Annotated in this window: 15 protein-coding genes; 5 read left to right on the top strand and 10 right to left on the bottom strand. The window is 39.6% G+C overall.

Features of this window, described 5'->3' with window-relative positions:
* Positions 1-124: 124 nt before the first annotated feature.
* From potE to C9J51_RS13180, 4 genes are all read right to left on the bottom strand, one after another.
* Positions 125-1,450 carry a putrescine-ornithine antiporter gene (gene potE / locus C9J51_RS13165; protein WP_107180384.1) on the bottom strand — a complete coding sequence of 442 codons (1,326 nt, stop codon included), beginning with the start codon at positions 1,448-1,450 and terminating at the stop codon, positions 125-127.
* Between the two features lie 706 nt (positions 1,451-2,156).
* Complete coding sequence (locus C9J51_RS13170) at positions 2,157-2,624, bottom strand: outer membrane lipoprotein (protein WP_045035844.1); 468 nt, start codon at positions 2,622-2,624, stop codon at positions 2,157-2,159.
* 130 nt (positions 2,625-2,754) lie between these two features.
* Positions 2,755-3,336, bottom strand: a complete 582-nt coding sequence (locus tag C9J51_RS13175; protein ID WP_045039683.1) for a tRNA-uridine aminocarboxypropyltransferase — start codon at positions 3,334-3,336, stop codon at positions 2,755-2,757.
* An 81-nt stretch (positions 3,337-3,417) separates the two neighbouring features.
* Complete coding sequence (locus tag C9J51_RS13180; RefSeq protein WP_045039684.1) at positions 3,418-3,837, bottom strand: hypothetical protein; 420 nt, start codon at positions 3,835-3,837, stop codon at positions 3,418-3,420.
* A 61-nt stretch (positions 3,838-3,898) separates the two neighbouring features.
* Between C9J51_RS13180 and C9J51_RS13185 the strand changes: the two genes are divergently transcribed.
* Positions 3,899-4,357 (top strand): EVE domain-containing protein, encoded by a 459-nt coding sequence (locus C9J51_RS13185; protein WP_045039685.1) that lies wholly within the window; start codon positions 3,899-3,901, stop codon positions 4,355-4,357.
* 73 nt (positions 4,358-4,430) lie between these two features.
* Here the strand turns inward: C9J51_RS13185 and C9J51_RS13190 are convergent, their stop codons facing one another.
* Positions 4,431-5,234, bottom strand: coding sequence for a Cof-type HAD-IIB family hydrolase (locus C9J51_RS13190; RefSeq protein WP_045035848.1), 804 nt, complete (start codon positions 5,232-5,234; stop codon positions 4,431-4,433).
* Positions 5,235-5,392: 158 nt separating this feature from the next.
* Positions 5,393-6,367 (bottom strand): alpha/beta fold hydrolase, encoded by a 975-nt coding sequence (locus tag C9J51_RS13195; protein WP_045035849.1) that lies wholly within the window; start codon positions 6,365-6,367, stop codon positions 5,393-5,395.
* A gap of 201 nt (positions 6,368-6,568) precedes the next feature.
* Here C9J51_RS13195 and rhtB point away from each other — a divergent pair, with 201 nt between their 5' ends.
* A complete protein-coding gene (rhtB, locus tag C9J51_RS13200) occupies positions 6,569-7,186 on the top strand; it encodes a homoserine/homoserine lactone efflux protein (protein WP_045039686.1) in 618 nt (205 codons plus the stop codon).
* 81 nt (positions 7,187-7,267) lie between these two features.
* Positions 7,268-8,491, top strand: coding sequence for an EAL and HDOD domain-containing protein (locus tag C9J51_RS13205; RefSeq protein WP_045039687.1), 1,224 nt, complete (start codon positions 7,268-7,270; stop codon positions 8,489-8,491).
* Between the two features lie 157 nt (positions 8,492-8,648).
* On the opposite strand, the gene C9J51_RS13210 is transcribed toward C9J51_RS13205, so the two are convergent.
* The 3 genes from C9J51_RS13210 to C9J51_RS13220 form a co-directional block, all read right to left on the bottom strand.
* Positions 8,649-9,125 (bottom strand): Dps family protein, encoded by a 477-nt coding sequence (locus C9J51_RS13210; RefSeq protein ID WP_045039688.1) that lies wholly within the window; start codon positions 9,123-9,125, stop codon positions 8,649-8,651.
* 140 nt (positions 9,126-9,265) lie between these two features.
* Positions 9,266-10,153 carry a patatin-like phospholipase family protein gene (locus C9J51_RS13215; protein WP_045035852.1) on the bottom strand — a complete coding sequence of 296 codons (888 nt, stop codon included), beginning with the start codon at positions 10,151-10,153 and terminating at the stop codon, positions 9,266-9,268.
* A 111-nt stretch (positions 10,154-10,264) separates the two neighbouring features.
* Positions 10,265-11,122 (bottom strand): LysR family transcriptional regulator, encoded by an 858-nt coding sequence (locus tag C9J51_RS13220; RefSeq protein ID WP_045035853.1) that lies wholly within the window; start codon positions 11,120-11,122, stop codon positions 10,265-10,267.
* Positions 11,123-11,328: 206 nt separating this feature from the next.
* On the opposite strand from C9J51_RS13220, the gene C9J51_RS13225 reads away from it, so the two are divergent.
* Both C9J51_RS13225 and C9J51_RS13230 read left to right on the top strand, forming a co-directional pair.
* A complete protein-coding gene (locus tag C9J51_RS13225; RefSeq protein WP_045035854.1) occupies positions 11,329-12,051 on the top strand; it encodes an SDR family oxidoreductase in 723 nt (240 codons plus the stop codon).
* Positions 12,052-12,207: 156 nt separating this feature from the next.
* Positions 12,208-13,212: an acyltransferase gene (locus C9J51_RS13230; protein ID WP_107237182.1), complete on the top strand. Its 1,005-nt coding sequence runs from the start codon at positions 12,208-12,210 to the stop codon at positions 13,210-13,212.
* A 54-nt stretch (positions 13,213-13,266) separates the two neighbouring features.
* On the opposite strand, the gene C9J51_RS13235 is transcribed toward C9J51_RS13230, so the two are convergent.
* Positions 13,267-13,599, bottom strand: a complete 333-nt coding sequence (locus tag C9J51_RS13235) for a DUF2500 domain-containing protein (protein WP_045035856.1) — start codon at positions 13,597-13,599, stop codon at positions 13,267-13,269.
* Positions 13,600-13,710: the final 111 nt, after the last annotated feature.

The raw sequence follows: 13,710 nt of genomic DNA on the forward strand, positions 1-13,710 counted from the left end.
GGAATAAATAATGCTGTTTATTAATATCACTATTAATTGTGAGCGTATTTATTATTTATTCCCATTTCCGTTCTAGTTAGTTATTAATAAATTGCTTTAGTATCGAATTTATTAAATCTTTTAATTAATTTGCTTTAACTTCTGGCTTAGTATCACGTGCTGCGATGAAGCCGTAGAAGATATAACCAAGCAGTGTCAAGATAGTACCGCCGAATACTGCGGTTGTACCACAAGCGTACACACCGTAGATGCTGTAAAGAACAGCTAATGTACCCACGGTTGCACCAAGACGGTATTGTTTTGTAGATACTTTGTTCTTACGAAGCAGTACTTCAAGACCGGTCATTGATAGAATGTAAGGTACCATGTTAATAAATACGGCTAGGTTCAATAGTGCGTTGAACTGACTGATCAAGTTAGGAGAGATAGTCATTACCGCAAGAATGATTTCAGCGGTTAGCATGATTAACATACCAGCAATCGGTGCGCCTGCTTTGTTTGTTTTTGCGAAGATTTTAGGGAACAAACCTTCGTCAGCCGCTGCTTTAGAAACTTGGGCGTTAGTGAACTGCCAGCCAAGTAATGAACCAAGACATGCAACAACTGCTGCTAGTGTAACGATGTTACCTACAGTAGGGTTGAACATGTGGCTGAATACTAGACCAAACGGTGCAGTTGATGCTGCAAGTTCAGAGTTAGGAATAATACCTTGAATAACACCTGTTGAAGCAATGTAAACAATCGCTGCGAAACCAGTACCAAATAATACTGCAAGAGGTACGTTACGCTCTGGGTTTTCAACCGCATCAGAGTTAGCACCAGCAGATTCAATACCTAGGAATGCCCATAAAGTCAACGCGATACCAGAAGATACAGAGTGCATTGTAGTGTCGTGGTGTGGGTTCCATGCGCTCATGAATGTTTGTGGATCGAACCACCACCAACCGATGATAGATAGACCAGCAACAGGAATAATGATACCCCAAACAGTGAAGGTTGAGATTTGACCTGTGATTTTCGCACCGCCAAAGTTAGCTACCATGGTGAAGATAAGGATAGCCACTACACCGTAGAAAGTGTGTATTGGTGTATCAAGCCAAGGTATAAATGGTTTTAGGTAACCTAAACACGAAACGGCAATAGCCACACAGCTAATAACTAAACACACGTAATAAGTGTAAGAAGAGATGAAGAAAGATGATTTTCCGTGTGCTTCTTCTGCGTAAGCTGACATACCGCCAGAGCGTTTACAAAATGCACCACATTTAGCAAATGTATAAGCAATACACATTGCGCCTAACGCAGTTACAACCCAAGATAACATTGAAATTGCACCAACTTGCGCCAAGCTTGCTGGTAGCATAATAATACCGGAACCCATCATGTTAACTGCAACAAGTACAGTTAAGCCGACAAGGCCCATTTTTTTAGTGCCAGTATCTGATGACATTATATCTTCACCTGTAATTGGAAGGGATATAAACGCTATAAAAATAGTTTATTTATCGTAATGAAAATAAAGTCATGTTGATTAAATAATTGTAATAAAGATAAACAATTAAATTATTTTTTTGATTGTCTTACCTAACCAAAAAAATAATTAAATATGCTTTTTCTTTGTTGTCATCATTTAATGTCATTACCGTTTACTTGTTTAACGAGTGCTATGATGCTGCTATTTTGATAAAAAAAAAACCGTAAAAGCGCAAAGAAACGTTGCATATTTAGAGGGTCATTTAATAAACAGTATCGTTATTCGATCGGTTAATTTTGTGAAAATTAACATTCCATTATGCAACAATAAATATTGTGGGCTAAATGCCATTAATAACAGTAGTTTGAGTGTTTTTATCGATCGTATTTTTTATGGAACTATTCATTTTTAGCTATAAGCATAAAATAGTTATGCATTAATTTTGATATTACATGTTTAATTTTGTTGTTATTTTTTTTGAGAAAAATACTGAGCTATAACAAATAGTGACCGTTTAAGCGTGAATAAAGTACATCTCAAATAGTGCTGGAGTCTGATTATTATTTGTCATAGTTAGTTTTAACTGTGGGTAAAGAAGAATAAAAGGATTCAATAACGGTTTAAAATTTAAATAATAAAAAGGAGCACTGCTCCCTTTTTATTGAAAACGATAGTCTGGTGTTTAAGCTGGAGTCACTCGTGAAGTACCGTTATCACTCAGATTGACTTGTACGCGTTCTCCCTCATGGAACATTACTTGAGGATTAACTTGTTGCACAATAGATACGGTACGGCCACTGTCCATTTTTATGGTTAAGTTAACGCCATTGCGTTTGGTTGCTTGATTACCTGCTTCATTACCCAGAAAGCCTCCGAGTAGTGCACCACCAATAGAGGCTATTTCAGCACCTTTACCACCACCCACACCAGAACCGAGAATGCCACCAATTGCACCGCCTGCTAATGTACCAATACCATTGCCATTACCATTTAGAGTAACTGCTTGGGTGCGTACAACAGTGCCGTAATAAACTTGTTGCATTTGACGGGCGTCATTTACATTGTAGGCATTGCCATAAGGATTGGTAGCACAGCCTGCAAGACCTAAGGTCGAGGCTATAATTACAACAGCAAGAAATTTGGTTTTCATGGTATCGGCTTCACTAAAAATACGGTGTATAAAATGGTTATTTCTAATTTGAGCCTTTTTATTTAGAAAATAAAGCAGTAAATCTGATATTACAAAAACAACAGTTAGATAGTTTAATCACAGCGGATGGTTATTTCGCGTGACCACTTTTGTCGGCGTGATAGATATTAATAAAATGATTAAAATAGGTTTGTAGTTGTTGTGCTGCTTGGGGTTGCTGCAATAGATTTAATAATTCAATACCGACTTCACAGGTACAAAGATGCCCTGGTTGTTGATTACGACGTAAAGCATAACGAGATGTTTGTTGTGGTGTTATCGCGATGCGTGGCAATTGGTTTAACCACGGACTTTTACGTACCATTTTTCGCGCTTCTTGCCAGGTTGCATCAAGAATAATCAATAGTATTTTGGGATGATCACTCTTTGGTTGTGGTAAATGCATGGCTAAAGGTTGATCGTCGCTAGGAAAGACTAACCATGGTTGATAATTAGGATCTTTTAATTGGTCTAATAATGCTTGTGGTGGCTGTGTACGATGCCATATTTCTACTCGACAACTGGGTAATGTCCGGGTCATTAATACGCCAGTGTTGGTGTCTTTATTGCATTCTCGAGAATGAGTAAGAAGTACAAAATCGGCCGCTGATTGTAATTGTGGTTCGAGGTCACAAATACAATTAAATTGAAAACCGCAACGCTGACAAATCATGATTTTTCTCATAGTAAACAATAAAGGTGGCAGTGTGGCATAACGCCACCTTTGAGTCACGATAGAGAATAATATTGATCGTTATTGGCGTTGCAGAATTAACCCTTCAACGCCAAGTTCATAAGTTTGACCATCGACAGTTTCTTGCTGAGTACTTAATTGCTCGCTGTGCGGATCATAACTATAAATACGTTCGCTATTTAATGGGCGCCCTTGATGGGTGGTCATCGTGACTTTGACAGTGGTGGTATTGATCGCTTGCCAATGACCAGTTTCTAATAAATCAGGATCACCATTAGTATAAGTGTAAGTCGTTGTTGCGTCATGATCGTCAGCTAAGTGAAGATGTGTCGTTAGACCCATTTCAGTATCACTTTTATAATTTCCCACCCATTGTGACTCTGCAGGATCGCTTTTAAAAGCGGCGGGTATCCAGCTAGCACAGCCCGATAAGGTGGTTGCCGCTAGCAGTAATGCAAGTGATAAACGTGGGTATGGCATTATGTACTCTCTATGGTAGGCTCAATTTCAACATTGAAATTAGCGTAATTAGGGGAAATCAATGGCGTATTGGTTATTTAAAACCGAACCAGATACCTTTTCAATAGACACCTTAAAACAACAAAAAGTTTCACCATGGGAAGGGGTGCGTAATTACCAAGCTCGAAATATGCTGCGAGATGAAATTAAATGCGGTGATCAGGTGATGATTTACCATTCGTCTTGTAAAGATATTGGCGTGGTTGGTATTGCTAACGTGGTTAAAGAGGCGTATCCCGATCATTTTCAATTTGAACCCACAAGTGCGTATTTTGATCCCAAGGCAACCTGTGAGAAACCACCGTGGGTAATGGTTGATATTGAATATCAGCAACATCTACGGTTAGTGAGTTTAGCGCGAATGAAAAAGATGGCTGAATTAGCGGAGATGCCATTAGTGAAAAGAGGTAATCGATTGAGTGTGATGCCAGTAACCGTAGCTCAGTGGCAACAGATATTAGCAATGACAGGTCAGTTTTAAATAAAAGCAGTGACAATATAGAAAACTATTACTGTCACTGATCTTGGTTAGTTAGGGGCATAAAACAAGCAAATTAGCGGGTTAATAAATGCTGTTCTAAATAATGTGCGACGGCTTCGTCAGCGTTAGAGCCTATAACTTCATTATTAGGTAATGCCTGTTTCACTTTCTCATGAGAGGTACTCATTACCAGACCTTTACCTGCCATTGCTAGCATTTCTGCATCATTCATACCATCACCAAAGGCAATACAATCAGCTAATTGATAGCCAAGTGCCTCAGCGACCGCTTTTAGTGCATGTCCTTTTGAAACACCAGCATCCATTACTTCAAGACACCATGGGGTTGAAAAGGCAATATTGGCTTTATCACCAAATTGAGCATTAAAGCGTTGTTCCCATTTTACGAGTGCTTCATGATCTTCGTCATCACGGGTAAAGAAGACTTTAGCCACGTTTTCTACTGGGGGATTATTGGCATCATATAAGTGATAACTAAAGCTATCATGGAATTCTTTTAATTGTTCATTGTCATGATTTAAAAGCCATTGATCACCACAATACATATGGATATGCAGCGCAGGATCATCTTTAGCAAGTCCAATCACACCACGAATAACATCAGCACTAAGATCTTGCTGAAAGACCAGTTCGCCTTGGCTGTTGTGTACGCGAGCACCATTAGAGGTGATCATATAAGCTGGAATAGCTAATTTTTCACGTATTTCTTCGACATCGATATGATGACGGCCAGTGGCGAAGACGAAATTTATATGTTGTTGGTCAAGACGCTGTAATACATCGCGAGTAAATGGCGCAATTTTATGGTCGGGATTTAGTAAGGTGCCATCTAAATCTGAAGCAACGATTTGATACATGAAAACTCTCAATAAATAGAAATGTAGCGAAAATAAAGATAACGAGATCGAATGTGAGTCGTTAATCTTAAACTACTATGAGAGATAAAAAGGGGTTGATGTTAGTAATAAATATTTCCGCTTTTATTTTTGTGATGGCGTAGTCTTTTTGACTTTATTTACTGTTCTGATACTGCAAAATGGTTGCAAATTTCCGTTAAAGCAATATTACGATATTGGTCTTTTTCAAATAATAATTCGTGGCGGGCATCAGCGATCGTGACGAGCTGGCTGCAATTAGGCGTGCGTTGGCAGAAATGATGATGGGCTTGGTTATCGACAATATGATCAGCACTACCTTGTAATATCAAGGTTGGAGTAATGATGTTTTTTGCCTCAAGAACACTTGCGCGAGCCCCAGCAAGGCTTTGCCATACCCAACGATTACTGGCGCCACCTAAGCGTAATTGTGGTTGTTGTTGGTAGAGTGTTTTAGTCCATTGAAAACGAATGTCACTATGGGTTAATGGATTATTAGCGAAGGGTTTAGGATAATAAGATCGTTGCCCTGGCGCATAGGTCGGTTGGCGATGAATATAATCATTAAAGCGAGCGAGTGGTTCAGCAAAAAAACGTAAGCTTGGCTTTAGATAAATGCCATGCATTGGTGCACTTAATACTGCCCGATCAATCAGTTTAGGATGACGTGCAAGCAGTAAACTACTGATCGCTCCTCCCATCGAATGACCTAATAGAAAGTGATGTTGATAACCTTGAGGTTTGACGATATCAGTTATGAAGGTGTGAAGGTCAGTGACGTAATCATCAAATTGATCAACATAACCCATTTCAGGATCGACGGTTAATCGTTGTGACATTCCTTGCCCGCGGTGATCAAGGGAGTAAATGTGGTAGCCCTGATTGATTAAATCAAAGAACAACTCTTGATACTTGTAATAACTTTCAATACGACCATTTACAATCACAATCACTTTATTACTGGTGCCTGGCGTTAAGCTGACCCAGCTAAGTTGGCAATTATTAACACCTTGCAATGTACCTTGGCGTCGTTGTTGCCATAGTGCAGTGATTGGATCTGCCATCAGATTATTGAAGCTAGCTTCTTGTGAAAAAGGCAGGGCAGAGTGAGTCATAACGTATCCGAAAGTTGTGAACTACGAGGCAAAGTATTGAATGATATTTACGCTAATAAGCTATCTCGTTGCTTATTATCATATTTGCCAGTATACCTTATTTATTGCCTGTCGCGTAATAAAGCAATAAGTTGCTTGTTTATCTAATGTCGAGGTATAACACTGTCTTTTATCGCTTGATATAATAATAAAGGAATATCAATGAGTGTGGAGATTTGGCTGGCTTATGTTGTTGCGGCCATCATATTTAGTTTTGCTCCAGGGTCAGGAACGGTTAATTCAATCAGTAATGGTATGGTGTATGGCTGGCGTAAGTCATTAGCGTCCATTGTTGGTTTACAATTGGGAATGGCGGTTCATATTATATTAGTCGGAGTGGGATTAGGGACTTTAGTGGCGCAATCCGCTGTGGCTTTTTCGTTGATAAAATGGATTGGTGCCGCGTATCTAATCTGGTTAGGTATTCAAAAGTGGCGTGAGCATAATGCGCTATCAATTGAAAATGTTGATCAATCAGTGACTGCTGGGTGTTTGTTCCGACGTGCGGTATTGGTTAATTTAACTAATCCTAAAACGATTGTATTTTTAGTGGCTTTATTTCCCCAATTTATTAATGCAACTCAACCGCAATTACCTCAATTATTAATTTTAGGTATGACGACGTTGGTGATTGATGCTTGTGTGATGTTATTTTATGTCTGCCTCGCGTCACGTTTTACGCATTACATTCGTTCTGCTTCGGTAATGACGCGCCTTAACCGTATTTTTGGCTCGATGTTTATTGGTTGTGGTGCATTGCTTGCATTGGCTCGTGCGTAATATTGGCTCGTGCGTAATGAGGTGGGGTTGGTATTTAATTAATGTGTCATTAATCGTTGTGGTCTAAAAGGTATTATTACCATGTTTTCTTATGTTGCTCGTCAGCCTATTTTTAATCGTCGTCAACAAACGATCGGTCATGAGCTGCTATTTCGTAATGGAGAGTGCAATGCTTTTCCTGCGATTGATGCTGATGAAGCAACGTGCCGGCTTGTGCTTGAAAATTATATGGCGATTGGCAATGAGCATATCTTTAAAGGGCAACGAAACTTTATCAATTTCCCCCATCGTTGTTTAATCAATTTGATGCCGCTATTGCTACCAAAAAATAAAGTGGTTATTGAAATATTAGAGACCTGTATTCCTGATGATGAGTTGTTTTTAGCGATTAAACACCTTCATCATAAAGGTTATATTATTGCGCTTGATGATTTTGAGTATGATGTTAGGTGGCAACGTTTCTTTTGCTATGTGCATATTATTAAACTTGATTTATTAATGCTTGGGGTGGATAAAGCGTGTGATTTTGTGCGTAATAATCGTCATATGAAAGTGAAGTTTTTAGCTGAAAAGGTTGAATCATATGATGATTTTCAAGTTGCTCTCGCCGCTGGGTTTGATCTTTTTCAAGGCTATTATTTTAGTCATCCAGAACTTTTAAAACGCCGTAAAGTTGCCGCTTCTGAGTTAACTACCATTCAATTATTACAGGCGATTAGTGCTGAGCCTGTAAATTTTTCTGACATTGAAATGATCATTAGTAGTGATGTGTCATTGTCTTATTTATTATTACGTTATGTGAATAATGCTAACCGCCGCTTGATTGAACCAATCAGTTCTTTTCATCAAGCATTGGTTTATTTAGGCGAAGACAAATTACGGATGTTTGTTGGCGTTGTTGCAACCGCGCATGCAGCATTAGACAAACCGAAAGCCTTGTATGTTTTATCATTACAACGTGCCAAAATGTGTGAAAAATTGGTACATTACAGCTCGTTAATGATACCGCCTGAACAAGCTTTTCTGGCAGGGATGTTCTCATTGTTAGACGCGCTATTAGACAGTTCGTTAGCTGATTTATTAGTGTTGTTAAAGCTGCAACCCCATATTCATATCGCATTATTGTCTCGACAAGGAGAGTTAGGCGTTGTGTTAAATTTAGTGGATGCTTTTGATAAGGCAGATTGGCAGCAGGTGATGCTAGCATGCACTGAATTAGGGTTATCAGAACAGCAGGTGCAAGACAGTTATTTACAAGCGGTTGCATGGGCAGAAAAATGCACTCAAATGGATTATTCGAGCTAAAAAAAACGGGGCCATAAAGACCCCAAAAAGAACCATATAATGTATTGCCATAGTCAGGCGGGTCGCCTTGGATAGAAATATACGGTTATGACACTCGTATATTTTTTAAATGTTAGTAAGTGACTAATCCACTAACATTATGTAGTTTCGGTTATGGTTATTGCAGATAAGCATTAAGCATCCACAATAATTTTTCTTGTTCGCGAATATAATCGCCCATCAATGCCGCAGTACCTTCATCACTTGCATCACTGGCCGCTATAAGAATACGACGTTGTTGACCGAGTAAAATACTAAAGCCATTAACTAAGCCTTGTACTCCTTGTTGACCATCACAGATATTTTGTTGTTCTTTGATGTCACTTGCGGCTAAATAGCGGCTAAAGCTGTGATCGGGTGTGTAGCCAAGGGTTAGAATACGTTCAGCTAATTCATCGATTTTAATTTGAAGATCCGTATAAATTTCTTCAAATTTTAGATGTAATTCAAAAAACTGTTGGCCTTTGATATTCCAATGATAACCACGCGTATTCATATAAAACACTTGGTAGTTAGATAACAGCTGATTGAGGTCTGTCGCTAGCGCTTGGGCTTTTTCACTATCAAGACCGATTAAATTGGTTTGGTGAGCCATGGTACATTCCTCATTAAATCATTGAAAAATAGGTTTTGTTTTGATGGTGTGAGTATAGATAAATACTATTAATAGGTATAACTGTTGTTATCTATTGTAACGATAGTCTTAGCCTATATTGATGCGGCGATTATTAATGATTAGGCAACTAAGACTTCAGGATCGCAGTGTTCACCTTCACAAGGAATAATGCCACAGACGCGATGACCGGCTTGTTTTCCTTGTAAGTAACCTTGTTCTAATTTATTGAGGTTGCGGGTGAGACGACCAACATGAAAGTCGTGATTAGGTGCGATAACGGTAATCGTACAATCTGCTGGCGGATGATTAATAAAATCGAGGGCGGCATTATAGCGGCTAGCGCGCGTCATCACGGCGTCTGCAAAAGCGGGGTGATCGTGAAACATCGATTTGATTAACCACGGTAGTTTGGTGTCCTGTTTATGAAAACCAAGCGGTTTAGATAAAATAACCGTGATCTTACGCGCTCCACGGCGATATGCTTCAATAACAGGAATTGAATCACCAATTCCGCCATCACTCATCGCAATGCCATCAATGGTCGGATTATGACGATAAGCAACAGGCAGGGCGCAGGTTGCTTCCATTAACGGCATAATATTATGGCGCGTTACCTTAATATATTCAGCGGAACCCGTTTCTAGATTGGTTGTGGTCGCATAAAGTGGAATTTGGCGTTGCTCATATTTTTTAAGGTTTAGCGGTAAATAACGTGAGGTTGTACGCCATAACCAATCAATGTCGGTTAAGTGGCCGCCGTGAGTAAAACGCGAAAAATTAATGAATTGGGGATCACGAGAATATTGAGTAATAATTTTATGACTGCGACCATAATTACCACTTAGATAACCAATTAAATTGGTGGCTCCCGCCGAAACACCAATCGCAAAGTTAAATGGTAAATAGTTATTTTCAAGGAATGCATCGAGCACACCACTGGCAAAAATGCCGCGCATTGCACCGCCTTCAACAATCAGTGCATGGGAAGTGGGTTGGACTGTATTCATTGTATAACCTATCTACTTTAATCTATTTAACTGCTTTTTCTCTCCTATTAGCATAAACAGATTTACAGCAATAAAAAATTCGATTTTTCTTATTGCTGTGATAGGTAAAACTTAATCGTTGGATTGATGGTCAATGGTCGTGCGTTGGCTTAACACTTTAATACAAGCCGCTAACGCCGGATTTAGCGTTTTAGTAGCGGGATAGCATAATCCTAAACGACGAAACATGCGTGGCCCTTCAAGAGGAACCGTGACCAATTGAGTTGCACTTTCTAACACACCTGTCGGCAGAAAAGAGATCCCTAATCCTGCTTGCACCAAATGCATTACTTGGGTTTTATGTTCCGCTTTCGCCACTAAATTAAGCGACAGACCATCACATGCAAGTAAGCCGATGGTTTGTTGATGCGCTTCACACGGTGGACATTCAATAAAATCATGTTGGTGTAATTGTTGAGGTGACACACTGGTTAAGCTAGCAAGTGGATGGTCGGGCAACATGCACAACACATAATCTTCATCCCATAACGGCAAAAAAATCTCATCTTCAGCTTTAAACATATCTAACGTTAATCGTGCATCGGCTTTTTTATCATGATCGACTAATTCAATTAAAAGCGTCGGAATTTGTTGGTGCAGTTGTGCTAATACAAGTGCTAATTGGCTTTGACTAAGATCGGCAAAATTAGCCAGTGTCAGGGGTAAACGTTCAGTGCGCTGCTGAAAGAGTTGTGGCAGCGTATTAACGTCGTTTAATAATCGAATCGCTAATGGGTAGAGATAGTGTGCTTCATCAGTAAGGTTAACCCCTTTTTTATGTCGCACAAAAAGTTGAGTGGCAAGTTCTTGTTCTAATTGCTTGATACCACTTGATATTGATGGTTGAGAAACACAGCATCGTTCTGCGGCTAAGGTGATATTTTTTTCTTCATAAACAGCAATAAAAAACCGTAATAAGCGTAAATCCATCAGGTAATACTCGATCGAAAAAGACGCTGTTAGCCTATCATATTGTTGAAACTTATGACGGTTTGTTGTTATCCATAGTTTTTGTTGATGATAAACCAAGGAAATAGATATTTTTCAGTTCCAATAATTCGTTCTATAGTTATTGCCATCAACAGCATCTTAGCTGGCTGCATCAAACGTGCGGTTTATTCTAGAGGAACAAAAACATGTCGAAATCTTTAGTTGTGATCACGGGTGCAAGTTCAGGTATTGGTGAAGCTACTGCGCGTAAATTAGCAGCAGAAGGCTACCCATTATTATTGTTAGCGCGTCGTGTTGAAGCGATGGAAGCATTAAACCTACCGAACACATTGTGCCGTAAAGTGGATGTGACCGATGTTAAAGCGATTGCGGCGGCGGTTGCTGAAGCTGAGCAAAAATTTGGTCCAGTAGACTGTCTAATCAATAATGCCGGTATGATGTTATTAGGTCTTGCTGATGAGCAGGATCCTGCTGAATGGCAAACCATGTTTAATGTCAATGTAATGGGGATGCTAAACGGTATTCATGTTGTTCTTGCGGGCATGAAAGCACGTAAAACAGGTACTGTTATTAACATCAGCTCAATTGCGGGTCGTAAAACATTCCCTAACCATGCGGCTTATTGCGGCACTAAATTTGCGGTACACGCCATCACTGAAAATATCCGTGAAGAAGTGGCTGATGATAATGTGCGCTTTATTACTATTGCGCCTGGTGCGGTAGAAACTGAATTACTAAGCCATACTAGCAGTGATGCGATTAAAGCTGGCTACCAAGAATGGAAACAAGGCATGGGTGGTGTAATTGCACCACAAGATATTGCTAATGCTATTAGCTATGCTTATAACCAGCCTCAAAATTTATGTGTGCGTGAAATTGTATTAGCGGCAACACGTCAACAACCTTAAGCCTCAGGTTAAATTGCTGTCAACAATGAGTGAGTTATCGGTTAATTCATCACTGTGATAGATACTTGCAGCTAAGTGACTGCTATATTCAAAGCAGAGCCATAAATGATTATGGCTCTGCTTTTTTATATCTGTTGTTTATATAAGGGGTCGTTGGTGAGAGAAAAAATAGGATTTTTTGATTTACTGCGAGTCGTTGCTGCCTTGGCAGTTGTCGTGATCCATGTCCTTGGCCCCTATCGAGATCAGTTGGGTCAAATACCGGATTGGCAGTGGATGAGTGCGATTACGATCAATAGCCTTAGTCGCTGGGCTGTCCCTGTGTTTATTATGATTACGGGAGCATTGATGCTCAGTGATCAGCGTCCTTTTGAGCCTGTTTATTATATTAAACGTCGCCTCGGTAAAGTATTAATCCCCTTTTTGGTATGGTCGGTATTTTATGCCTTCTTCTCTGGCTTAACGGTTAATGGTTTTGATAGCGCACTAAGTTGGTCGGTACTGAAAAAACTGCCGACTCATGAAACCTATTATCACCTTGGTTTTTTCTATTATTTCATTCCGCTTTATTTGGTTATTCCGGTTATTCAGTGGTGGGTACAAAAAGCAGAACCAGGGCAAGTGAAAGGGGTCATTATGGTATGGCTGCTGATCACGGGGTTATATCTGTTTTATATTGACGGTTTATGGAGTGAAACCTATTTATTATATAGCGGCTATTTATTACTAGGTTATTGCCTGTATCAATACCGTTGGCCTAGTTTAATGGTACTACTGCCGTTAGCGGTGATTGCGGTTGTCGCAACTGACTATAGCGTGATCAGCCATAGTTTTGCTGCTGATGAATATAAAGTCGCTCGCTGGATGTCATACAAAACGTTGAACACGGTTGTGGTTGCTGCAACGGTCTTTTTACTCTGTCGAGCGGCGAGTAATAAGTTAAGTGTATCGACTCAAACTCAATTAGGTTGGTTAAGTAAATATAGCCTTGGAGTGTATTTGATTCATCCGATCTTTTTATGGCCATTACGCCAATATGATCTTTATTTTGCTAATCCGTTAATTGCGATTCCAGTATGGACAATGATTGCTGCGAGCTTAGCGTTGGCAACCAGTTGGCTGTTGAGTCGTAGTCGTTATACGGCGTGGTTAGTGCCATAACGGTGTTAATTATTGTCTGTTTGCTCATTAGGCAATGAGCAAACAGTACGATGGCTATTGGCGCTGTAGTGCAAAGTGAATAAATTGCTGGCCACGGTAGGTCATGGTACCGATGTCGCCAGGATTGAGCGCTTGGTAATAATGAATGCCAATCATAAACTCACGTTTAGGGCCCCCCGCTAGCGGTTGCACATAAAACCAATATTCTTCATCTTCCTCTCCCGGCTGCGCACCAATAATACGGTTACTTTGTTTATCTAGAATTTGAACATCAACTTTTTTTTCTGGTGCATCAATGCCTAAGATATGACGACGATAGTGATAGATAAAATAAAATAATGACAATAGTAATAGTAGGCACAGTACGACGATAATCCATGTCGGCATTCCCAAAACTCCTTGGTAGGTTAATACGCTATATTAAATAAATACCGCGACATTATTCACAGCAAATTTATACATGCCTAACTTTGGATAATAAAAGCGTGATCTGAATAC

Source organism: Photobacterium iliopiscarium, from assembly GCF_003026395.1.
GTDB classification, from domain to species: domain Bacteria; phylum Pseudomonadota; class Gammaproteobacteria; order Enterobacterales; family Vibrionaceae; genus Photobacterium; species Photobacterium iliopiscarium.